General features: G+C 64.4%; 18 protein-coding genes and 2 pseudogenes. 9 read left to right on the top strand and 11 right to left on the bottom strand.

What is annotated here, in order from left to right; all coding sequences use genetic code 11:
• Positions 1-4: 4 nt before the first annotated feature.
• The 3 genes and pseudogenes from A5906_RS46575 to A5906_RS09190 form a co-directional block, all read left to right on the top strand.
• Positions 5-173 (top strand): annotated as a pseudogene (locus A5906_RS46575) (hypothetical protein); the annotation flags it as partial.
• A gap of 1 nt (position 174) precedes the next feature.
• Positions 175-481, top strand: a pseudogene (locus A5906_RS46580) (hypothetical protein); the annotation flags it as partial.
• A gap of 61 nt (positions 482-542) precedes the next feature.
• Positions 543-1382, top strand: coding sequence for an MFS transporter (locus A5906_RS09190; RefSeq protein WP_080134872.1), 840 nt, complete (start codon positions 543-545; stop codon positions 1380-1382).
• A gap of 14 nt (positions 1383-1396) precedes the next feature.
• Here the strand turns inward: A5906_RS09190 and A5906_RS09195 are convergent, their stop codons facing one another.
• Positions 1397-1852 carry an Lrp/AsnC family transcriptional regulator gene (locus A5906_RS09195; protein ID WP_080134873.1) on the bottom strand — a complete coding sequence of 152 codons (456 nt, stop codon included), beginning with the start codon at positions 1850-1852 and terminating at the stop codon, positions 1397-1399.
• 155 nt (positions 1853-2007) lie between these two features.
• Here A5906_RS09195 and A5906_RS09200 point away from each other — a divergent pair, with 155 nt between their 5' ends.
• Positions 2008-5457 (top strand): indolepyruvate ferredoxin oxidoreductase family protein, encoded by a 3450-nt coding sequence (locus tag A5906_RS09200; RefSeq protein ID WP_080134874.1) that lies wholly within the window; start codon positions 2008-2010, stop codon positions 5455-5457.
• 75 nt (positions 5458-5532) lie between these two features.
• On the top strand, positions 5533-6951 hold the full coding sequence (gene iaaH / locus A5906_RS09205; RefSeq protein ID WP_080134875.1) for an indoleacetamide hydrolase: 1419 nt from the start codon (positions 5533-5535) through the stop codon (positions 6949-6951).
• Between the two features lie 174 nt (positions 6952-7125).
• On the opposite strand, the gene A5906_RS09210 is transcribed toward iaaH, so the two are convergent.
• Complete coding sequence (locus A5906_RS09210) at positions 7126-8037, bottom strand: LysR family transcriptional regulator (protein ID WP_080134876.1); 912 nt, start codon at positions 8035-8037, stop codon at positions 7126-7128.
• Positions 8038-8335: 298 nt separating this feature from the next.
• On the opposite strand from A5906_RS09210, the gene A5906_RS09215 reads away from it, so the two are divergent.
• The 3 genes from A5906_RS09215 (at position 8336) to A5906_RS09225 (ending at position 11737) form a co-directional block, all read left to right on the top strand.
• Positions 8336-9517: an HlyD family secretion protein gene (locus tag A5906_RS09215; RefSeq protein WP_080134877.1), complete on the top strand. Its 1182-nt coding sequence runs from the start codon at positions 8336-8338 to the stop codon at positions 9515-9517.
• Positions 9518-9635: 118 nt separating this feature from the next.
• On the top strand, positions 9636-11249 hold the full coding sequence (locus A5906_RS09220; protein ID WP_080134878.1) for an MDR family MFS transporter: 1614 nt from the start codon (positions 9636-9638) through the stop codon (positions 11247-11249).
• A gap of 26 nt (positions 11250-11275) precedes the next feature.
• On the top strand, positions 11276-11737 hold the full coding sequence (locus tag A5906_RS09225) for a carboxymuconolactone decarboxylase family protein (protein ID WP_080134879.1): 462 nt from the start codon (positions 11276-11278) through the stop codon (positions 11735-11737).
• Positions 11738-11876: 139 nt separating this feature from the next.
• Here the strand turns inward: A5906_RS09225 and A5906_RS09230 are convergent, their stop codons facing one another.
• The 6 genes from A5906_RS09230 to A5906_RS09255 form a co-directional block, all read right to left on the bottom strand.
• Positions 11877-12737 carry a D-amino-acid transaminase gene (locus tag A5906_RS09230; RefSeq protein WP_080134880.1) on the bottom strand — a complete coding sequence of 287 codons (861 nt, stop codon included), beginning with the start codon at positions 12735-12737 and terminating at the stop codon, positions 11877-11879.
• A gap of 186 nt (positions 12738-12923) precedes the next feature.
• Positions 12924-13655, bottom strand: coding sequence for an amino acid ABC transporter ATP-binding protein (locus A5906_RS09235; protein WP_080134881.1), 732 nt, complete (start codon positions 13653-13655; stop codon positions 12924-12926).
• Positions 13656-13667: 12 nt separating this feature from the next.
• Complete coding sequence (locus tag A5906_RS09240; RefSeq protein ID WP_080134882.1) at positions 13668-14360, bottom strand: amino acid ABC transporter permease; 693 nt, start codon at positions 14358-14360, stop codon at positions 13668-13670.
• Positions 14361-14364: 4 nt separating this feature from the next.
• On the bottom strand, positions 14365-15096 hold the full coding sequence (locus A5906_RS09245; protein WP_080134883.1) for an amino acid ABC transporter permease: 732 nt from the start codon (positions 15094-15096) through the stop codon (positions 14365-14367).
• A gap of 121 nt (positions 15097-15217) precedes the next feature.
• Positions 15218-16129 carry an amino acid ABC transporter substrate-binding protein gene (locus A5906_RS09250; RefSeq protein ID WP_080134884.1) on the bottom strand — a complete coding sequence of 304 codons (912 nt, stop codon included), beginning with the start codon at positions 16127-16129 and terminating at the stop codon, positions 15218-15220.
• A gap of 86 nt (positions 16130-16215) precedes the next feature.
• The gene (locus A5906_RS09255) at positions 16216-17613 is read right to left on the bottom strand and encodes a M20 family metallopeptidase (protein WP_080134885.1); all 1398 of its coding nucleotides are present in this window, start codon (positions 17611-17613) and stop codon (positions 16216-16218) included.
• A gap of 286 nt (positions 17614-17899) precedes the next feature.
• Between A5906_RS09255 and A5906_RS09260 the strand changes: the two genes are divergently transcribed.
• A complete protein-coding gene (locus A5906_RS09260) occupies positions 17900-19279 on the top strand; it encodes an LLM class flavin-dependent oxidoreductase (protein ID WP_080134886.1) in 1380 nt (459 codons plus the stop codon).
• Between the two features lie 106 nt (positions 19280-19385).
• Here A5906_RS09260 and A5906_RS09265 read toward each other — a convergent pair whose 3' ends face one another.
• The 3 genes from A5906_RS09265 to A5906_RS09275 form a co-directional block, all read right to left on the bottom strand.
• Positions 19386-21047 carry a thiamine pyrophosphate-binding protein gene (locus A5906_RS09265; RefSeq protein WP_080134887.1) on the bottom strand — a complete coding sequence of 554 codons (1662 nt, stop codon included), beginning with the start codon at positions 21045-21047 and terminating at the stop codon, positions 19386-19388.
• 213 nt (positions 21048-21260) lie between these two features.
• A complete protein-coding gene (locus A5906_RS09270) occupies positions 21261-21761 on the bottom strand; it encodes a GFA family protein (protein ID WP_080134888.1) in 501 nt (166 codons plus the stop codon).
• Between the two features lie 231 nt (positions 21762-21992).
• Positions 21993-23108: an alkene reductase gene (locus A5906_RS09275; protein ID WP_080134889.1), complete on the bottom strand. Its 1116-nt coding sequence runs from the start codon at positions 23106-23108 to the stop codon at positions 21993-21995.
• Positions 23109-23113: the final 5 nt, after the last annotated feature.

Genomic DNA, 23113 nt, shown 5'->3' on the forward strand with positions numbered 1-23113 from the left:
GTTCGTGCTCAGCGTCGCCGGCGCTTTCCTGACAAGCGCGGTGCTGGCCTCCATTTACGTCTGGCCGGCACTCCGCGCCATGCCGCGCTATGAGGCCCTGAGACTTCTCGCGGCCTTCCACGCGTTCAGGTTCTTCGGCATGAATTTCATGGTGGCGGGATTCGTATCGGCGGNGTTGAGCCCGAACTTCGCAGCCGAGGTCGGATGGGGAGATTTGATTGCCGCCACTCTCGCACTCGCGTCAATGGCAGCACTGTCGCGGCGATGGTCGTTCGCCGTTCCGGTGGTCTGGGCGTTCAACGTCTGGGGCACGCTGGACCTCTTGAATGCCTACTATGTAGGCGTGACGAAAATCCAGGATCCCGGCCTCTTCGGCGCCGGCGTTTACATTCCAGCCCTCTACGTGCCGCTGCTGCTCGTCAGCCATGTTCTCGTCTTCATGATTCTGCTGAGGACCGGACCAGAGGAAAAAGCCGCCTGATTTGGCCGCTGGTCGCGATCTCCTGCCTCCGCCACAACCGATCTCTCTCGAAGGAACGCCGATGAACAGCGACGCTGTTTCCGTTGCCGTCCCGCCCCAGCCTCCCATCCGGATCGGCTTGATGTGGACCGTTCTGTTCACGATCCTGTGGACCTGGATGATCTACGCGGTCCCTGCACTTCCGGAGAGCGGTTTTCCCGCCCTCGGCGTTCGCCTGCTGGCTCATGGGCTCATTGCACTCGGCCTGTGGCTCGGGCTCGAAAACACCGCGCTGATGCCGGAGCAACGCCGGGCGACCTGGCTGGTCGTCATAGTCCCCTTCACGCTTTGGGCTGCCCTCGCCTGGACGGCCGCCATCAATGGTGCATTCCGCACGGGTGCGTCCTACTTGCCGCTGCTTCCCATGGCGATCCTGCTGCCTGTGATCGTCGGCACTCCGGCGCTGATGCTCTCGAAGCGGGTGGGACAATTGCTCGATGCAATGCCGACGACGTGGCTCGTCGCCCTTCAGGTCTATCGCATCTTTGGCAGTCAATGGCTCGCTTACTGGCTGCGAGGGGCGCTCCCGGGCTTGTGGGCATTGCCGGCAGGAGCAGGCGACGTGCTGACCGGACTGTTCGCCGTTCCGGCGGCGCTCGCCTTGGCGACAGGAACGGCCGAGGGGCGGACAGGTGCGATCGTCTGGAATGTCTTCGGCCTCGCAGACTTCGCCGTCGCGATTGCCCTGGGAATGGCGATGTCGCCTGGCCCCTTCCAGTTGATCTTTCCCGATGGCCCGAGCATGGCGGTAGACACCTTTCCGAACGTGCTGACCCCTGCCTTCGTTGTGCCAAGCTCGATCCTGCTGCATGCACTGTCGCTGCGCCAACTGCGCCGGCGCAGCCAGGCGGAGACGATGTGAGTGCCGTCGCTGTCTCAGAACGGCAGCGCGACGCCCGTCTTGATCTCCTTCAGCACCACATTGCTGCGGACATAACGGATGCCGGGAATGCGGAACATGAACTCGTCGAGGAAGCGGTTGTAGGCCGCCATGTCCTGCACGACGACGCGCAAATGATAATCAGCATCGCCCGTGGTCGCGAAACATTCCAGCACCTCGCGGCGCGTCCTGACCCTGGCTACGAACTCGTCCACGAACTTCGCATCGTGCCGCTCCAGCGAGACGTGAAGGATGGCCGACATCGTAAATCCCGCCTCCTCGCGTGCGACCAGCGCCGCATAGCCCTGGATGACGCCGCCCTCCTCCAGCGCCCGCACCCGGCGCCAGCACGCGGAGGTGGACATGCCGACCTCGTCTGCGAGTTGCTGGTTGGTGGCGCGGCCGTCCCGCTGAAGATGGGCGAGTATGCGCGTGTCCTGCTCTTCGATCATGGAAGCCTCCCGAACCGGGAACCTCTACCAAATTTGATGCCCTCACGCAAAATTCTACCGGATTTGTGATATCAACGGGATAAATAGGTAAGACCTACCAGCTTCCCAGGCATAACCTTCCACCACTAGGGCCAGGATGCTGCGCGAGGTCCGCCATGGACGCCATTCCGTCACTCGACAGTTACGATCTCTCCGACCGTTACGATCGCGAGGAGGGCCGCGTCTTCCTCACGGGCACGCAGGCCATCGTCCGCATCGCGCTCGACCAGGCGAGGCGCGACCGCGCGAGCGGCCTCAACACCGCGGGCTTCATCTCCGGCTATCGCGGCTCGCCGCTCGGCGGCATCGATCTCGAACTGTGGCGCATCCAGGAACACCTCAAGCGAGACCGCATCGAATTCCTTCCCGCCGTGAACGAGGACCTCGCGGCAACCGCGGTGCTCGGTTCGCAGCAGGTCGAGACGCAAGGAGACCGCGAGGTCGATGGCGTGTTCGGCCTCTGGTACGGCAAGGGCCCCGGCGTCGATCGCTCCGGCGATGCGCTCAAGCACGGCAATGCCTACGGCTCCTCGCCGCATGGCGGCGTGCTGGTGGTCGCCGGCGACGACCATGGCTGCGTGTCGTCTTCGATGCCGCACCAGTCCGATGTCGCCTTCATGAGCTGGTTCATGCCGACGCTGCACCCGGCCGATGTCGGCGAATACCTGGCGTTCGGCGAATATGGCTACGCGCTGAGCCGCTTCTCCGGCATGTGGGTCGGCTTCAAGGCGGTCTCGGAAATCGTGGAATCAGGCGCATCCGTCGTGCTGCGCCCGCCGCGCCTCTTCCGCACGCCCGACTTCACGCCGCCGCCCGGCGGCCTGCATTATCGCTGGCCCGATTTGCCGGGTCCGCAGATCGAGGAACGGCTGGAGGCGAAGAAGCACGCCGTCTACGCCTTCGCCAAGGCCAACCCGATCGATCGCCACATCTACGACATCCCCGGCGCGACCTACGGCATCGTCACGACAGGCAAGGCACATCTCGACCTGATGGAAGCGTTGCGGCTGATGGGCCTCGATGAAGCCGCCTGCCGCAGCATCGGCATCGACGTCTACAAGGTCGGCATGGTCTGGCCGCTGGCGTTGCATGACGCCATGGACTTCGTGAAGGGCAAGCGCGAGATCCTCGTGGTCGAGGAGAAGCGCGGCATCATCGAAAGCCAGTTCAAGGAATATTTTTACGACTATCCCGGCAGCAAGCCGGAGCGCATGGTGGGCAAGCACGATGAGCGAGGGGCACGGCTGATCTCCTGGATCGGCGAATTGTCGCCGCGCGCGCTCGCGAGCGTGCTGGCCCGGCGGCTCGACCCGATGTTTCCGGGCCTCAATCTCGCCGCCCGCGCTGCGAGCTTGATGCCGGAGGCCGCGCGCACGATCAACGTGTCAGGCGCAACGCGCACGCCCTATTTCTGCTCGGGATGTCCGCACAACATTTCGACGAAGGTGCCGCAAGGATCGAAGGCTCTGGCCGGCATCGGCTGCCATTTCATGGCGAGCTGGATGGACCGGGAGACCTCGTCGCTGATCCAGATGGGCGGCGAGGGCGTGAACTGGGCTGCTTCATCGCGATTTACCGGCAAGAAGCACGTCTTCCAGAATCTCGGCGAGGGCACCTACTATCATTCGGGCTCGATGGCGATCCGGCAGGCGATCGCCGCCAAGGCCAACATCACCTACAAGATCCTGTTCAATGACGCGGTGGCGATGACCGGCGGCCAGCCGGTCGACGGCCCGATCAGCGTGCATGCCATCGCGCACAGCGTCCGCGCCGAAGGCGTTGAGCGCATCGCGCTGGTGTCGGACGATCCAGCACATTTCAGCCCGGCGGACCTGCCCAGCGGCGTGACCATTCATCCTCGCGAGGAGATGGACGCCGTGCAGCGCGAGTTGCGCGACATCCCTGGCGTATCCGTCCTGATCTATCAGCAGACCTGCGCCACCGAAAAGCGGCGCCGGCGCAAACGTGGGCAGATGGCCGATCCAAAACGCTTCGCCTACATCAACGATCTCGTCTGCGAAGGCTGCGGCGATTGCTCGGTCGAATCCAACTGCCTCAGCGTCGAGCCGAAGGAGACGCCGTTCGGCCGCAAGCGCCAGATCAACCTGTCGGCCTGCAACAAGGACTTTTCCTGCCTCAACGGCTTCTGCCCGAGCTTTGTCACCGTCGAAGGCGCGACACGCCGGAAGAAGAGCGCGAGCCAGATCGACGCCGCCGGCCGCGCCGCCACACTTCCCCTACCCGCTCCCGCCACGCTCGACCGGCCTTACGACTTGTTGGTAACAGGCGTGGGCGGCACCGGCGTGATCACGGTCGGCGCACTGATCGGCATGGCCGCGCATCTGGAACGTCGCGGCGTCTCGGTGCTCGACTTCACCGGCTTCGCGCAGAAATTCGGCCCGGTGCTGAGCTATATCCGCCTGGCCGCCAGCCCAGAAGCGCTGCATCAGGTCCGTATCGACCAGGGCGCGGCCGACGCGCTGATCGGCTGCGACCTCGTCGTCAGCTCCTCGCCAAAGGCATCGGGCACCTATCGCCGCGGCACGCGTGCGGCAGTCAACACCGCGGAGATGCCGACCGGCGACGTCGTCCGCTTCCGCGACGCCGATCTCGCCTCACCTGTCCGCCTGCGCGCGATCCGGCAGGTGATTGGCGACGGAAATCTCGACACGATCAACGCCAACGCGTTGGCCGAGCGGCTGCTCGGCGATGCCGTCTATGCCAACATCATCATGCTGGGCTTTGCCTGGCAGCACGGCCTGATCCCCGTCTCGCTGCAAGCGCTGTTGCGCGCGATCGAGCTCAACGGCGTCGCCGTCGAACGCAACAAGCAAGCCTTTGCCTGGGGCCGGATCGCAGCTTGCGATCCGGACTTTCTGCTTAATTCGGACGATGCCCCCAAAGCCGAGACGCTCGACCAGCTCATCACCCGGCGCACCGAATTCCTTGCGGCCTATCAGAACGCGGCCTATGCGGCGCGCTACCGGGCGACCATCGAGAACGTCCGCCGCGCTGAAGCCCCGCTGAGCAGCGAGGCCCTGACCGAGGCCGTCGCACGCGCCCTGTTCAAGCTGATGGCCTACAAGGACGAGTACGAGGTGGCGCGGCTGCACATGCAGAGCGGCTTCCTCGAGGAGCTGAAGCGCGAATTCGAGGACGGGTTCCGTGTCCAGTACCATCTTGCCCCACCGTTCCTGTCGTCCAGGCACGACGCCCGCGGCCGTCCGCGCAAGCGCGTCTTCGGCCAGTGGATCCAGATGCCACTCGCTGCGCTGTCGCGGTTGAAGAGGTTGCGCGGAACACCGTTCGATCCGTTCGGCTACACGAATGAGCGGCGCGCCGAGCGGGAGCTGATCACCTGGTACGAAGGCTTGATCGAGCGCATCCTCGGCCAGCTCGACGCTGCGTGTCTGCCCGACCTCGTTGCCATCGCAAAGGCGCCGATGGAGATCCGCGGCTATGGCCCGGTGAAAGACGCCGCGATCGCCAAGGTGAAGCCCGAGGTCGAGCGGCTCCTTGCGAATTTGACGACATCGGTAACGCAAATGATGCGCGCGCAAGGTTGACGCGGCTCCAGCGAGGGCTCAGCCTCCGGACGTTAAGGGACGCCCTGTGGCGCCTCCGCAATCAGGTGACGCATCATGGATTTCGATCAGTTGACCCTGACCCAGGCTGCAGCCGACCTCCGTTCCGGCAAGGTGACGAGCACCGCACTCACGACGGAAGCTGTTTCCCGCGCCAAAGCGAATGCCGATCTCAACGCCTTCGTTACTCTGGATGAAGCCGGCGCCTTGAAGGCCGCGGCCGCGTTCGACGCGGCGGGCGACAAGACAAAGCCGCTCGGCGGCGTGCCCATCGTGATCAAGGACAACATTGAGGTCGGAGGGCTGCCGTGCAGCGCCGGGACGCCGGCGCTGCAGGATTACATTCCGAAGGCCGACGCGCCTGTCGTCGCAAAGCTTCGTGCCGCGGGTGCCGTCATCATCGGCAAGACCAGCATGCACGAGCTCGCCTTCGGCATCTCCGGCTACAACACCGCGTTCAAGACCGGCGCGGAGTTCGGCGTGCGCAACGCCTATGATCGCGCCCTGATCGCCGGCGGTTCCTCGTCGGGCACCGGCGCGGCGATCGGCGCGCGGATCGTCGCGGGCGGGCTCGGCACCGACACCGGCGGATCGGTGCGAATCCCCGCGGCCCTGAACGGATGCGCCTCACTGCGTCCGACCGTCGGCCGCTATCCGCAGGACGGCATCGCGCCGATCTCGCACACCCGCGATACCGCAGGGCCCATGGCCGCAATCATGGCCGACGTCGCGCTGCTCGATCGCGTCATTGCGGGCGGCGGTGCTGTCGCACCGGCCGATCTGAAGCAGGTCCGGATCGGCGTCGCCAAGACCATGCTGACCAATCTCGATGCCGACACCGACGCCGCTTTCCAGGCGGCAGTCGCAAGAGTGAAGGCGCAGGGTGTTACGGTCGTCGAGATCGAGATGCCGCAGCTGGCCGACCTCAACGGCCAGCTCAGCTTTCCGGTCGCACTGTACGAGGCCTATGACGATCTGGTCGCGTATCTCAAGCACACTGGTACCGGACTCAGCATCGAGGCGCTGGCGCGGGACATCTCCAGCGCTGATGTGAAGGGCACCTATGGCGACCTTGTGATCCCGCGCAAACTCCCCGCCCCTGATGGCACAGTGGTCGATGCCAAGCCGATCTATGACGCCGCGATCAAGTCCGTGCGCCCGGCGCTGCAGGCGCTCTACAGCAAGACGTTCGCCGACAATCGGCTCGACGCGATCGCCTTCCCGACCACGCCGCGCGTGGCGATCCCCTCCAATCCGGAGTCCAGCACGATGGAGACTCTCGTCCTGTTCATCCAGAACACCGATCCCGGCAGCAATGCCGGCATCCCGGGGATCCAGATCCCGATCGCGCTCGGCGCCAGCAGCAAATTGCCGATCGGGCTTGAGCTCGATGGTCCCGCGGGAAGTGATCGTCGGCTGCTCGCGATCGGAATGGCGCTCGACAGCGTGTTCGGGAGATTGCCGCCGCCACGTTGACGGAATTATGCCCAACGCTACGCCCCTCGTCATTGCGAGGAGCGCTTGCGACGAAGCCATCCGGAATCTTTCGGCGGAGGAATTCTGGATTGCGTCGCTTCGCTCGCAATGACGATGGGATCGTGGACACGGCGCAAGTGCGCCTTTGCCCAACCCGCGGCTCCGTCACCGCGCTCACGAATACGGATTGATCAGCTTCTGCTGCTCGGCGCTGTGCTGCGCGAGAAGGTCGATGAAGGTCCTGACCTTCGCCGACAGATGATGGCGATGCGGATAGACCGCATTCATGGACAGCTCGACCGTCCGATATTCCGGCAACAGGCGCACGAGGCGGCCGGCTTCGAGATCGTCCTGAATGAGAAATCCCGCCATCAGGCACACGGCAGCGCCCCCAAGCGCGACCTTCCGCAGCGCCTCCCCGCTGTTGGTGACGAAGCTGCCGGAGATGCGCACCGAAGCCGGCGCGCCCTTCCGATCAAGGAAGCGCCATTCATCGCCAAAGGGATAGTTGAGGTGACGGCCGCAATTGTGCGCCGTGAGCTCGTCGAGCTTCTGCACCCGGCCGTGCTTCTCGATGTAATCGTGGGAACAGCACAGCACGTGACGCCAGGTGGCGAGGCTCCGTACGATCAGGCTCGAATCCGGCGGCGGCGTCATGCGCAGGGCAACATCGTAGCCCTCCTCGATGAGATCGACATCGGCCTCGCCCATGCGCAGATCGATCTTGAGCTCGGGATAGGCGGACAGAAGCTTTGCCACCACCGGCGTCACGAACGGCACCATGTGGGTGGCGACGTGAATGCGCAGCGTGCCGCGGGGCACCGACTGCAATTCACCGGCGATGTCGTCGGCCTGTTCGATGTCGGCGAGGATCTGGATGCAGCGGTCGTAATAGGCCTTGCCGATCTCGGTGAGATTGACCTTACGCGTGGTGCGGTGGAGCAGCCTCACCCCGAGCCGGTCCTCCAGCGCCTGCACGTGGTTGCTCACCATGGTGGTCGACATGTTGAGCTTACGCGCTGCTGCGGAGAAGCCGCCGGTCTCGACCACCCGGCTGAACACTTCGAGGCTGGTCAACCGATCCATGGCCGCGTGACTATCCGCTCTTGATCGATAATCGCGAGACATTCGCCCCGGATCATCAGTTCACACACATCGCCTGTCCCGCCTGCAGCTTCGCCTGCAAGAGGACGCACGCCTCGGCCGCAATCGCGCGACAGAGGCGGCAATCGCTCTGGGGCAGCCGCGGTCCCGGCTGGGTAGACATCCCGAACCAGCGACGGCTCCGATTATCCACCTCTAATGGATAATCCTTCCAGAATTTTGCCAATTATCACCCGGGCCGGCAAGACCGATAGTCTCAGCGAGCCGACAGGAGATCGCAATGTCCGAGATGCCCCGTACCGAGACCTTCGAGCAAGCGACTGAAATCACACGCGATTTTTCCAAGGCGCCGCCGGCTATCCCGGCCCGGAACACGGTCCGGCGCGCCGCCCTGGTGCTCGCCCTCCTCGCAGGCACGGCAACCATGGCCTACTACGGCCAGGATTACTGGACCCACGGCCGCTACCTCGAAACCACCGACGACGCCTATGTGAAGGCGGACTCCACGATCATCGCGCCAAAAGTCTCCGGCTACATCGCCAGGGTGCTGGTCGGCGACAACGAGAAGGTCAAGGCTGGCAAACCCCTCGCAAAGATCGACGACCGCGACTTCAAGGCGGCGCTGGAACAGGCCCGCGCTGATGTGGCCGCCGGCGAAGCATCGGTGCGCAATATCGACGCCCAGCTCGAGCTGCAGCAACCGGTCATCGAACAGAGCACGGCCGACGTCGCGGCTGCTGATGCCAATCTGAAGTTCGCGCAGGAGGAGCGCGCCCGCTACGACGAGCTCATGAAGTCGGGCTCCGGCACGATCCAGCGCGCACAGCAGACCGATGCGGCGCTGCGCGCCAGCAATGCGCAATTGCAGCACGCGAAATCGGGCCTCGTGGCCGCGCAGCGCAAGGTCGACGTGCTCACCACCCAGCGCGCCCAGGCCACCGCCCAGCTCGAACGCGCCCGCGCGGTCGCTCAGCAGGCGGCGTTGAACCTGTCCTACACCGAAATCACCGCGCCGGTGGACGGCACGGTCGGCGCCCGCAGCTTGCGCGTCGGCCAGTATGTGCAGGCCGGCACGCAGTTGATGGCGGTGGTGCCGCTCGATGCGGTCTATGTCGTCGCCAACTTCAAGGAGACGCAGCTGACGCATGTCCGCCCCGGCCAGCCGGTCGAGCTCCACGTCGACAGTTTTCGCAACCAGACGCTGCGCGGCCATGTCGACAGCCTGTCACCGGCCAGCGGGCTCGAATTCGCGCTGCTGCCGCCTGACAACGCTACCGGCAATTTCACCAAGATCGTGCAGCGCGTGCCGGTGAAGATCGTGCTCGACGACTACAGCTTGAGCGGCCTGCTGCGCCCCGGCATGTCGGCGGTGCCGACCGTCGACACCAAGGCAACGGTGCTGGCCGAACGCGAGACGGCCAAGCGCCTCGCCGACAACACGACGCGCCCGAACGGCGGTTGAAGGCGGGAAGGATCCGGCAGGATTGTCAATTCGTTCCGGACGATCCTTCCAGAACTTCGCCGATTATCGAAACCGACCGCCTAACGCATCCTGTCTCTGTACCCGAGACGAGGCTTCCATGAGCACGCTCCAACCGGCCCTCAACGCCACCTCCGCCAATCTCCCCGCGCCTGCTGCGGCCGCGACGCCGGCGGTCTCCACAAAAACCTGGATCGCGGTGATCGGGGCGACGCTCGGCGCTTTCATGGCCGTACTGAACATCCAGATCGTCAACGCCTCGCTCGCCGACATCCAGGGCGCGATCGGCGCCGGCATCGACGACGGCGGCTGGATCTCGACCTCCTATCTGATCGCCGAGATCGTGGTGATCCCGCTGTCGGGTTGGCTGGCGCAGGTGTTCTCGATCCGCATCTATCTGCTCACCAACGCGATCCTGTTTCTGGCTCTGTCCGCAGCCTGCGCGCTGGCGCAGGACCTGCCGCAGATGATCGTGCTGCGCGCGGTGCAGGGCTTTACCGGCGGCGTACTGATCCCGATGGCCTTCACGCTGATCATCACGCTGCTGCCGCGTGCCAAGCAGCCGGTCGGGCTTGCGCTGTTCGCGCTGTCGGCGACGTTTGCACCGGCGATCGGCCCGACCATCGGCGGCTATCTCACCGAGAATTTCGGCTGGCAGTACATCTTCTACGTCAACCTCGTGCCCGGCGCGATCATGGTCGGCATGCTCTGGTACGCGCTCGAGGCAAAGCCCATGAAGCTCGCGCTGCTCGGCGAGGGCGACTGGGCCGGCATCATCACCATGGCGATTGGCCTCTCCGCGCTCCAGACCGTGCTGGAGGAAGGCAACAAGGACGACTGGTTCGGCTCGCCCTTCATCGTCAAGCTGTCGGTGATCGCGGCTGTTGCACTGACCGCCTTCCTGGTCATCGAGCTCACGGTGAAGAAGCCGCTGCTCAATTTGCGCCTGCTCGCCCGCCGCAATTTCGGCTTCGGCATGCTCGCCAACTTCCTGCTCGGCGTGGCGCTGTACGGCTCGGTGTTCATCATGCCGCAATATCTGGCGCGCATCCAGGGCTACAATGCCGAACAGATCGGCCTGGTGCTGGCCTGGACCGGACTGCCGCAGCTGGTGCTGATCCCGCTGGTGCCGCGCCTGATGCAGAAGTTCGACGCGCGCATCATCATCGGCATCGGCTTCGTGCTGTTCTCGGCCTCGAACTTCATGAACATCTATATGACCAACGACTACGCCGCCGACCAGTTGTTGTGGCCCAATGTCGTCCGCGCCATCGGCCAGGCGCTGGTGATGGCGCCGTTGTCGGCGGTGGCGACCGCAGGCATCGAAGCGGAGAATGCGGGCTCGGCTTCCGGCCTATTCAACATGATGCGCAATCTCGGCGGCGCCGTCGGCATCGCGCTGCTGCAGACGGTGCTGACCAAGCGCGAGCAATATCACTCCAACGTGCTGATGCAGTCGGTCTCCGTGTTCGAGCAGGCGACGCGGACGCGGCTGGAACAACTCACGCAATATTTCGTCAATCACGGCATCCTCGACCGTGCGGACGCGTCGCATCGCGCCTATGTTGCGATCGGCCATGTCGTGCAGAAGCAGGCTTACATCTTCGCCTTCAGCGACACCTTTTATCTGCTCGGCACGGCGCTGATCGTCGCCCTCATCGCCGTATTCTTTCTGAAGAAGCCCGGCCAGACCTCCGCCGGCGGAGCCCACTGAGATCAACCCAGCAAAGGAGAACGACCATGAAACCCCGCATGAACTTCTATCAGGCCGCCCCCGACACGATGAAGGCGCTGATGGCGCTGGAAGAGCAGATCCAGTCGACGGGCCTGGAGAAATCGTTGATCGAGCTGGTCAAGATCCGGGCATCGCAAATCAACGGCTGCGCCTTCTGCATCAACATGCATACCGAGGACGCCCGCAAGCGCGGCGAGACTGAGCAGCGCATCTACCTGCTGAATGCGTGGCGCGAATCCCCGCTCTATTCCGACCGCGAGCGCGCCGCGCTGGCCTGGACGGAGGCCGTGACGCTGATCTCGGAGACCCACGCGCCTGACGACGTCTACGGACAGGTTCGCGCGCAATTCTCCGACGCGGACACGGTGAACCTGACCATGCTGATCGGCGCCATCAATGCCTGGAACAGGATCGCGATCGCGTTCCGCGCGGTGCATCCGGTGAAGGTGAAGGCGTCGGTGGCGTAGGCCGCAGTGCCGCTTCGGACGCAGGTCTCGTTGGGTGGGCAAAGCGAAGCGTGCCCACCTTGCTTCTGCGAACGTGAAAGAAGTGGTGGGCACGGCGCAAGTGCGCCTTTGCCCAACCTACGACAGCGGAGTATGCCGCTTAGACCGCCGTTGCCTTGGCGAACTCCACATAGATCTCGCGCAGGCGCGTTGCCGTCGGGCCGGGCTTGCCGTCGCCGATGGTCTTGCCGTCGATTGCGATCACCGGCTGCACGAACGACGAGGCCGAGGTGATGAACGCTTCCTTGGCGGCAAGCGCCTCGGCGACCGTGAAGGCGCGCTCCTCGACGCGGAGCTGGCGCTCTTCGGCAAGCGCGATCACCGCCTTGCGGGTGCAGCCCGGCAGGATGGCGTTGGAGTTCTGGCGGGTGACGATGACGTCGTCCCTGGTCAGGATGAACGCCGTGGACGAGCCGCCTTCGGTGACGTAGCCATCCTGCAGCATCCAGGCTTCGCCAGCGCCGGCTTCGGCGGCGGCCTGCTTCGCCAGCACCTGGGCCAGCAGCGCGACGCTCTTGATGTCGCGGCGCTCCCAGCGGATGTCGGGCACCGTGATCACGTTGATACCGGTCTTTGCGACGGAAGCGTTGATGATGTCCTTTTCCGAGGTGAACATCACCAGGCTCGACTTGACGTCTTCCTTGGGAAACGGGAAGTCGCGGCCTTTGTCGGCGCCGCGCGTGACCTGGAGGTAGACGAGGCCGCTCTCGAGCTTATTTCGCGCGATCAGCTCCTTCTGCAATTCCGTGATGCGCTCGACCGTCTCGGGCAGCTTCAACTTGATCTCACCGACCGAGCGCTCCAGCCGCGCCAGATGCGAGGCGTTGTCGACCAACTTGCCGTCCAACACGGCGGACACCTCGTAGATGCCGTCGGCAAACAGGAAGCCGCGATCGAGCACCGAGATTTTGGCTTCCGAGAGCGGGACGAATGAGCCGTTGACGTAGGCGATCGAGTCCAAGGCAGGTCTCCTGGGAGGGGAAGGGGATTTGCCTGCTCGTATACGAGATTTGTTGGGGCCACGAAACCCTCAACCTGTCATTCCGGGGCGGCGCGAAGCGACGAGCCCGGAATCCATTTCGCCCTGCGCACGCCGCCCGATGGATCCCGGGCTCGCGCTACGCGCGTCCCGGGATGACGCCGGTGGTCAATGCGACAAAATCTTCGACAAGAACTTCTGCGCACGGTCGCTGCGGGGCTTGCCGAAGAAATCATCCTTCGGAGCATCCTCGACGATCTCGCCGCGGTCCATGAAGATCACGCGGTTGGCGACCTTGCGGGCGAAGCCCATCTCGTGGGTGACGACCATCATGGTCATGCCCTCGCGGGCGAGGTCGACCATGACGTCCAGCACCTCGCTGACCATTTCAGGGTCGAGCGCCGAGGTCGGCTCGTCGAACAGCATGACGATCGGATCCATCGCGAGCGCACGTGCAATCGCAACGCGCTGCTGCTGGCCGCCAGAGAGCTGCGCCGGAAACTTCTGCGCCTGCTCCTTCAAGCCGACGCGCTCCAGCAGCTGCATGCCCTTGGTGACCGATTTGTCGTGGGCCCGGCCCAGCACCTTCTCCTGGGCGAGACAGAGATTGTCGATGATCTTGAGGTGCGGGAACAGCTCGAAATGCTGGAACACCATGCCGACGCGCGAGCGCAGCTTCGGCAGATTGGTCTTGGGATCGTTGACCTTGGTACCGTCGACCGAGATGTCGCCGCTCTGGAACGGCTCCAGCGCGTTGACGCATTTGATCAGCGTCGACTTGCCCGAGCCCGAGGGGCCGCAGACGACGACGACCTCACCCTTGGTGACGCTGGTGGTACAGTCGGTCAGCACCTGGAAGGTCGGGCTGTACCATTTGTTGACGTGGCTGATTTCGATCATGACCGACACACTCTAGCGAATGATGGCGATGCGCGACTGCAGGCGGCGAACGCCGAAGGACGCGATGCAGGAAATGGTGAAGTAGACGACGGCGGCGAACAGATACATTTCGACCAGACGCCCGTCGCGCTGGGCGACCTTGCTGGCCGCGCCCAGGAAGTCCGGGATCGACAGCACGTAGACCAGCGAGGTGTCCTGGAACAGCACGATGGTCTGGGTCAGCAGCACGGGGAGCATATTGCGGAACGCCTGCGGAAGCACAACGTAGCGCATGGTCTGGGCGTAGCTCAGGCCGAGCGCGGAAGCCGCGGCCGGCTGGCCGCGCGAGATCGACTGGATGCCGGCGCGCATGATCTCGGAGAAATACGCTGCCTCGAACATGATGAAGGTGATGAGCGAGGAGGCGAACGCGCCGACGCTGATCGGGCGCGAGGCGCCGGTCAGCCACTGCCCGATATAGGGCACCAGGAAGTAGAACCAGAAGATCACCAGCACCAGCGGCAGCGAGCGCATGAAGTCCACATAGAGGCCGGCAATGCGCCCAAGGGTTTTGTAGCCGGACAGCCGCATCAGCGCGATCGCCGTGCCGAAGATCAGGCCGCCGAGCGCGGCAAGCGCGGTCAGCGTCAGCGTGAAGGTCATGCCCTCATAGAACAGATAGGGCAGTGACCGGCGGATGACGTCGAAATCGAAACTTCCGAGCATGGCGCTATTTCCCCGTGATGTAGCCGGGGATCGCGACGTAGCGCTCGAGGAAGCGCATCGCGGTCACGACGACGGCGTTGACGAGGAGATAGAGGATGGTCGCGGCCGTGAAGGCCTCGAACACCTGGAACGAGAATTCCTGCATCGAGCGCGCCTGTCCGGTCAGCTCGATCAGGCCGATGGTGATGGCGACCGCCGTGTTCTTGATGGTGTTGAGGAACTCGGAGGTCAGCGGCGGCAGGATGATGCGGAACGCCATCGGCAGCAGCACATAGCGGTAGCCCTGCACGGTGGTGAGCCCGAGCGCGGTCGCGGCCATCTTCTGCCCGCGCGGCAGCGAGGAGATGCCGGCCTGCAACTGCACGGCAACGCGCGCCGACATGAACAGGCCGACGCCGATCGCGGCCGTCCAGAACGGCGCGTTCGGCAATTGCTTCAGCCAGAGGCCGGCGGCCTTCGGCAGCAATTCCGGCAGCACGAAGAACCACAGGAAGAGCTGCACCAGCAGCGGCATGTTGCGGAAGAACTCGACCCAGCAGAAACCGAACCAGTATGCGCCCCGCGACGGCAGCGTGCGCATGACGCCGACGATCGAGCCGAAGATCAGCGCGATGACCCAGGCGAGCAGCGCCGTCTTGATGGTCAGCACCAGTCCCGACAGCAGCATGTCGAGATAGGTGCCGGTCCCCATCGGGTTCGGCTCGAAGAAAATTCCCCAGTTCCAGTGGTAGTTCACGTGTCCCCCGCGCGAACGCGCCCATATTGTCCCGGGCGCCTATGCAAATGTCCGGCCACCCCCTCCAGAGTGGCTGGAATTTCTTCCCTCTCCCCGCTTGCGGGGAGAGGGAGACAGCATCTTACTTATAATCGTCCGGGTTCGGCGAGTCCGTCGGCTTGGCGAATTCGTTCTTCAGTTCCGACGAGATCGGCGTGTTCAGGTTGAGACCCTTCGGCGGGATCTTGGCCGTGAACCATTTGGCGTAGATCTTCTCGCCCTCGCCGGAGGTGTAGAGCGCAGCGGTTGCCGCATCGACCACCTTCTTGAACGGCGCGTCGTCCTTGCGCAGCATGATGCCGTAGGGCTCGGGCTTGGAGAACGCGTCCTTGGAGATGGCATAGTCATCCGGCGACTTCGAGCCGGCGACGAGGCTGGCGAGCAGGATGTCGTCCATGACGAAGGCGACCGCGCGGTCGGTCTCGACCATCAGGAAGGCTTCAGCATGGTCCTTGGCCGGGATGATGTTGGCGCCGAGGCCCTTGGCGACGTTGGCTTCGGTGAGCTGCTTGATGTTGGTGGTGCCGGCGGTCGAGACCACCGTCTTGCCCTTGAGGTCGTCGATCGACTTGATGCCGCTCGACTTCTTGAACACGTAGCGGCTGGCGGTCAGGAAGTGGGTGTTGGTGAAGGAGACCTGCTTCTGGCGCTCGGCATTGTTGGTTGTCGAGCCGCATTCGAGGTCGATGGTGCCGTTGGCCATCAGCGGGATGCGCGTCGCGGAGGTCACCGGATTGAGCTTGACCTCGAGTTTGTCGAGCTTGAGCTCCTTCTTCACGGCGTCGACGATCTTGTAGCAGATGTCCATCGCGAAACCGACCGGCTTCTGGTTGTCGTCCAGATAGGAGAACGGGATCGAGGAGTCGCGGAAGCCCAGCGTGATGGCGCCGGTGTCCTTGATGTTCTTCAGCGTGCCGGTCAGCTCCTGGGCCCCGGCCTGGCTGACGGCGAAGGTCGCGGCGAGCGCGAGCCCGATGTAACGGAAATGTTTCACTTTTTTCTTCCCCTTTCAGGATGATGCGGCCGGATGCAAGCACAAATCGGGCCGGATTAGAATGTGACTTTCGGCTGGATGGCCGCTCAGGTTAACGGCTTAGCGAGTGGCTTCGGCAATTCCCCGAGATCCCAGAACAGCCCGGCCATCACCGTCAAGGCCTCTTCGGTCAATGGCAGCAGGATATGCTCATTGGGCGCATGCTGGGAGCAGCCGGGATAGGAGTGGGGGACCCAGATCGTCGGCAGGCCCAGGATCTCGGAGAAGACGTCATTGGGCAGCGAGCCGCCGAAATTCGGCAGAACCGCAGGCGCCTTGCCGGTGGTCTCGAGCACCGAATCCGCCGCCCACTTGATCCAGGGGCTGTCGAAGTCGGTGCGCGAGGCGGCAAAGCTCTGGGCCGCACGCACCTCGACCATCGGAAAGCCCTTTGCGACCAGATGCGCACGCACAGCATCGATCAGGCCGTCGATTTTCGTGCCGACCACGAAACGCAGTTGCAGCACGGCATTGGCGTGCCCGGGAATGGCATTGGCCGGCTTCTCGATATTGCCCGAGGACATCGCCAGCACTTCCAGCGTGTTCCAGGCGTAGAGCCGCTCCGCCGCCGACAGCCCTTCCTCGCCCCAGTTCTCCGCGAGCGCCGGCTCATCTGCGGTGGGCACCACCTCGACGTCGGCGAGATAGCTGCGGATCTGGTTGGTGAGCCGCGGCGGCTTCAGCGCCTCGAGTTGCAGGCGACCATGACCATCGACCAAAGTCGAGATCGCGTTGACCAGGATGGTCGCGGGGTTGGCGAGCACGCCGCCCCAATTGCCGGAATGGTGCCCACTATCGCGCAAATTCACGTCGAGATGAATGCGGATGCCGCCGCGGCAGCCCAGGAACAGCGTCGGACGGTCGGCGGAGAGGCGCGGCCCGTCGGAGGCCATGAACAAATCGGCCTTCAGCGCGTCGCGATTGAGGTCGCAGACCTTTCCGAGATCGGGCGAGCCGATCTCCTCGCCCATCTCGACGATGAATTTGGCATTGAAGCCGAGCTTGCCGCCACGGGCCTCGCGCACCGCGCGGAGCGCCGCCATATTGATGCTGTGCTGGCCCTTGTTGTCGGCGGTGCCCCGGCCATAGAGCCGCGTGCCCGAAACCGTCGTGCGCCAGGGATCGCGGCCCTCGCGCCACTCGCCTTCCATGCCGTCGACGACGTCGCCATGGCCGTAGACCAGCACGGTTGGCAGCGTCGCGCTCTCGTGGTGCTCGGCGAACAGGAAGGGGGCCTTGCCGCTCGGGGATTCGACGATGCGGCTGGTGAAGTCGAGCGCAGCAAAGGCCGGCTGCATCTCCTGTTCCAGATAGGCGCGCAGCTCGGCGCCGCGCGACGGATTCTGACTCTCGGTCTTGTAAGCGACGCGGCGGTCGAGTTCGGCAAGGAACGCACCGGATGTGAAATCGTCACGGGCGCGGGCGATGGCGTCGGCTCTGGTCATTGCTTTCGTTTTCAAGGTTTCGACGCGGGCGAACGTAGCGGGCTACATAGGCCGTCGAAAGTGGCGGGGAGTTGGATCGTTCTTGGGTAGTTCTTGTGATTTCGTTCTTGCTCTCTTGAGATTGGCTTGCCAAGGACATCCGCGCTGCTGATCTTGGTCTTGCCAATACCTAAGCCTTTCTATTCTTGGCCCTTGCCAAGGGCCAATTATATGCAAGAACTTCGCCAAGTTGGGGCGCACATCTATCATTCGAAGAGCGCTCAGTACAGGGCGCCGAGGGACCAGCATGGCCAAAGAGATCAGGCTCAACGCCTTTGCGATGAATTGCGTCGCACACCAGTCACCGGGCCTGTGGACCCATCCGCGCGACCGCACTGCCGAATATAACCGCCTGCCCTACTGGATCGATCTGGCCAGGACGCTGGAACGCGGCCGTTTCGACGGTTTGTTCCTGGCCGACGTGCTCGGCGTCTACGATGTCTATGGCAACAGCCCTGACGCAGCTTTGCGCAACGCAGCACAAACCCCGTCGAACGAGCCGCTGCTGCTGCTGTCGGCGATGGCGGCGGTGACGCAAAATCTCGGATTCGGCGTCACCAGCAATCTGTCGTTCGAGCCGCCCTACCCGTTCGCGCGGCGGATGTCGACGCTGGACCATCTCACCGAGGGGCGGATCGGGTGGAACGTCGTCACCGGCTATCTCGACAGCGCCGCGCGCGGTGCCGGCAAGGACAAGCAGACCGGGCATGATGACCGCTACGACATCGCCGATGAATATATGGAGGTGGTGTACAAGCTCTGGGAAGGCAGCTGGGAAGACGACGCCGTGCTGCGCGACCGGGCGCGCGGCATCTTCACCGATCCCGCAAAAGTCCATCGCGTCAATCATGAGGGCGCGAACTACCGTATCAACAACACCATCCACCTCAGCGAGCCGTCGCCACAGCGTACGCCGGTGCTGTACCAGGCCGGCACATCGCCGCGGGGCCGGCAATTCGCAGCGCGTCACGCCGAATGCGTGTTCATGTCGGGGCCGTCGGCCAAGGTGATCGCGCCGCGCGTTGCCGCGATCCGCCAGGAGGCCGCCGCGCTCGGCCGCAACCCGGCGGAGATCCTGATGTTCTCGATGATGACGATCATCCTCGGGCGGACCGAGGCCGAGGCGACGGCGAAATACGCCGACTATCGCCGCCATATCAGCCCCGAAGGCGCGCTGGCGCTGATGTCAGGCTGGACCGGCGTCGACTTCTCAGGATACGACCTCAATCAGCAGGTGCGTCACGTCCAGAACGATGCCGGCCGCAGCGCGATGGACAACGTCACCCGCGCCGACCCTGATCGGGTCTGGACCGTGCGCGACGTCATCGAGCATGTCGGCATCGGCGGCGCCGGTCCGGTCGTCGTGGGAACGCCCGAGATGGTCGCGGACAAGATCGAGGACTGGTTCGAGAAGACCGACGTCGATGGCCTCAATGTCGCCTTCGCGATCTCGCCCGGCGATTTCGAGGACATCGCCGACATGCTGGTGCCGGAACTGACCCGGCGCGGCCGGTACAAGAGCGCGTATGGCAAGGGCACGCTGCGGGAGAAACTGTTCGGCCAGGGCCGTGCGAGGCTCGATGCCCCGCATCCCGCGGCGGGGTACCGGGTTGGGAAGAAAGGGTAGCTGTCTCCCCCTCGTCATTGCGAGCGAAGCGAAGCAATCCAGAATCGCTCCGCGGACACAGCCTGGATTGCTTCGCTACGCTCGCAATGACGGTGGAGACAGCTGCCTACACCTTCCCGTCCACGATCACCTCGATCAGCTTCGTGCCGGGCCGGCCGAACGCCGACGCCAGCGTCGCCTTCAGCTCGCCGGGATCGCTGACCTTGATCGCCTCGCAGCCGAGCGCTCTGGCGATGCCGGCAAAATCCACGGGTGGATCGACGAAGTCCATGCCGACGTAATTGTCGTCGCCATGAAAGGCGAGCAGCCGCTGCTTGATGATGCGGTAGCCGCCATTGTTGGCGATGACGACGTTGAGCGGCAGCTTGTGATGCGCCGCTGTCCACAGCGACTGGATCGAATACATCGCGCTGCCGTCGCCGGAGAAGCACACGACCGGGCGATCCGGATTGGCAATGCTGACGCCGACCGAGGCCGGCAGACCCCAGCCGATGCCGCCGGAGGCAAGTCCGTGATAGCCGTAGCGGTCGCGGTGCGGACGCAGCGCCGTCACCTGGCGGCTGGAGGTGAGTCCTTCATCGACGAGGATCCCGTGATCGGGCATGGCCTCGACCATTTGCAGCACCAGGAAATCGGGATCGATGGGGCTGCGGCTGGCGCTCTTTCCAATCTGCTCGACCAGCGCGGCGCGCCGCGCGCTCCAGTTCTTCGGCGCGAGCTCGGCGAGACGCTGCTTCGCACGGCTCGAAAGCGTCGTGCCGCCCATCTCCTTCAGCACCGGAATCAACGCGCGCAGCGTTTCCTTCAGATCCGCCTTCAGCGCGATCTCCGCACCGTAGTTCTTGGCGATCTCCCAATCGACGAGCCCGATCTGCACGACGCCGAGGCCGTCAGGCAGCGCGTCGACCTCGCTGTAGACCGACATCCGCAGCGGATCGCCGCCCAGCGCGATCAGGAGATCGTAAGGGGCGAGCGTATCGCGCGCCGCCTTCTGCACGCGCGCAAGCGTGCCGACGAAGCTCGGGCTCTCCGAGAGGAAGTGCGCGCCATAGGGTGTCGAGGATTGGTAGGCGGCCGCGCCGAGCAGCTCGGCCAATTCCGCGGCCTCCTTGAGGGCATCGCTCTTGACCACCTCGTCCATGGTGACGACCACCGGGTGCTCGGCCTTGAGCAGCCGCGCGGCAAACGCCCGCAACGCTTCATCCGACGGTTTTGTGCGCGCATCGATGCGGGTGGAGCGGCCGAGGTCGATCCCGGCCTCGCTGTTGAGGATATCGCCGGGCAGCGAGATGAAAACCGGCCCGGTCGGCGGCGTCATCGCGACCTTGGCGGCGCGGCGCACGATGCGCGGCAGGTCCTCCAGCCGCGTCACCTCGACCGCCCATTTCACCAGCGGCTCTGCCATGCGCACCAAGGGGCCATAGAGCACCGGCTCCATCAGTCCGTGGCCCTGCTCCTGCTGGCCCGCGGTCAGGATCATCGGCGTGCCCGTGAACTGCGCGTTGTAGAGCGAGCCCATGGCGTTGCCGAGGCCGGGCGCGACGTGAACGTTGCAAGCGACGAGCTTTCCCGAGGCGCGGCTGTAGCCATCGGCGATCGCGACCACCAGGCTCTCCTGCATCGCCATCACATAGGTGAGATCGGGATGGTCCTTCAGCGCATGCATGATCGGCAGCTCGGTGGTACCGGGATTGCCGAACAGATGCGTGATGCCCTCGTCCTTGAGCAGCGCAAGAAAGGCGGAGCGGCCGGTGATCTTGTTCTTCATGTTTTCTCCAGGGAGCGGATGTTGCCGCAAGGACGGAAAGCATGATGGCCGAAGTGGGAGGATGCGCGCAAGGAAGCGCGGTCATGGCTGCGTTGCGTATGACGGTCTCGTATTCCGGACGCGACGCGGCGCGCGGTGACGCGGCGCAGGGCCGGGACCCAGATTCGCTGCGAGCTCGCCGCTACGTGGGCCCCGGCTCCGCAGTGCAGCGCGCTACATCTCCCGCCCCAGCTCAAAAGGATCCTCGCCGCTAGCGCGCGTCTTCTTTTTCGAGCGCTGCCAGACCACGCCCGGAAACCCCTTCAGCGGCACCAGCGGCTCGCCGGTATAGGCCCATTCCTGCAGCTCCTCGATGGCGATGTGATAGAGCGGCTGACGACCGGTGCGCTCCCTGAACAGCGCGCGCGGGATGTTGACCATGTGCGGGGCGCGCGGGCGCTCATAGGCGATCGGCGTGCCGCAATGCGAGCAGAAGCTGCGCGCGGTCTTCGTCGCCTTGTCCTCGTAACGGGTCAGCGCAGTCTTGCCGGAGGTGATGCGAAAGCGCTTCTTCCAGCTTCCGACATAGGTGGCGTAAGCCGCGCCGTGGGCACGACGGCTACTGGCAGAGTGATCATGCCAGGCCCAGCGCGCCGGGACGTCGATCTCGAAGGTGACCTTGCCGCACAGGCATTGGCCGGTGGCGGTTCCTGCGGCAGCTGCGGCTTTGGCCATGGTAGGTCCCTCCGTCGTCATTGCGAGCGCAGCGAAGCAATCCAGAATCTTTCCGCAGAGGCAGTCTGGATTGCTTCGCTGCGCTCGCAATGACGGAGTTTGTGGTGGCGGTCGGAGCGACACAATAGTGGCGTAGCCCGGATAAGCGAAGCGACATCCGGGAACGCCAGAGCTGAAGCAAAGAAAGGATATCGCTTCGCTCATCCGAGCTACGGCAGTGTCACGCCGGCGTCAGCTCGCGTGCTCCGGATAGTCCGTGTACCCCTTCTCCTCGCCGCCATAGAACGTCGCGCGGTTATACGGCGTGATCGGATAGTCGTGCTCCAGACGCCGCGGCAGATCCGGGTTGGAGATGAAGATGCGGCCGAAGGCGATGATGTCGGCATGGCCATCGGCGATCGCCGCGTTCGCGCTCTCGCCGGTGAAGCCGCCGGCGGTCATCAGCACGCCGCTGTAAAGCGGTCGGAACAGCATCATGGCGGAAGGCACGTTCTCCCAGTGGACGTCGGCGCGGCCGGTGCCGCTGGAGCGCGGCTCGATGAAATGCAGATAGGCGAGATCCAGTCTGTCGAGCGCCTTCACCACGTGGGTGTAGAGCGGCATCGGATCGGGCTCACCGGAGTCATTGGCGATACCGTGTGGTGACAGCCGCACGCCGACGCGGCTCGCGCCCCAAACGTCGATCGCGGCCTGAGTGACCTCGAGCAGCAGCCGCGCGCGGTTCTCGATCGAGCCGCCATATTGATCGGTGCGCTGGTTGCTGCGCGACTGCAGGAACTGCTCCAGCAGGTAGCCGTTGGCGCCGTGGATCTCGACGCCGTCGAAGCCGGCGGCGAGCGCGTTCTTCGCGCCCTGCCGGAAGGCCTCGACGATGCCCTTGACCTCCTCCGTCTCGAGCGCGCGCGGAGTCTCATAGTCCGAAATCTTGCCGTCGGCGGTCATCGCCTTCATGCCCTCGGCCTTGATCGGGATCGCAGAGGCTGAAACCGGCAACTCCCCGTCGTGGAAGGAGGAATGCGAGACGCGACCGACATGCCAGAGCTGGAGGAAGATGATGCCGCCCTTGGCGTGCACGGCATCCGTCACCTTGCGCCAGCCGGCGATCTGCGCGTCGGTATAGATGCCCGGCGTCGCCGGGTTGCCGCGGCCGTGCGACAGAACCGGCGAGGCTTCGGCGACGATCAGGCCGCCCTTCGTTGCGCGCTGACCATAATATTCGGCGTTGAGCGTGCGCGGCGAAAAGCTCTCGCGCTCGGCCCGCATGCGCGTCAACGGCGCCATCGCGACGCGATGCGCAAGCTTGTACGGACCGACCTGCAACGGTCTAAACAACGCCGGAAATTTCATGCTGG

The sequence above is a fragment of the Bradyrhizobium sacchari genome (assembly GCF_002068095.1).
GTDB lineage: Bacteria > Pseudomonadota > Alphaproteobacteria > Rhizobiales > Xanthobacteraceae > Bradyrhizobium > Bradyrhizobium sacchari.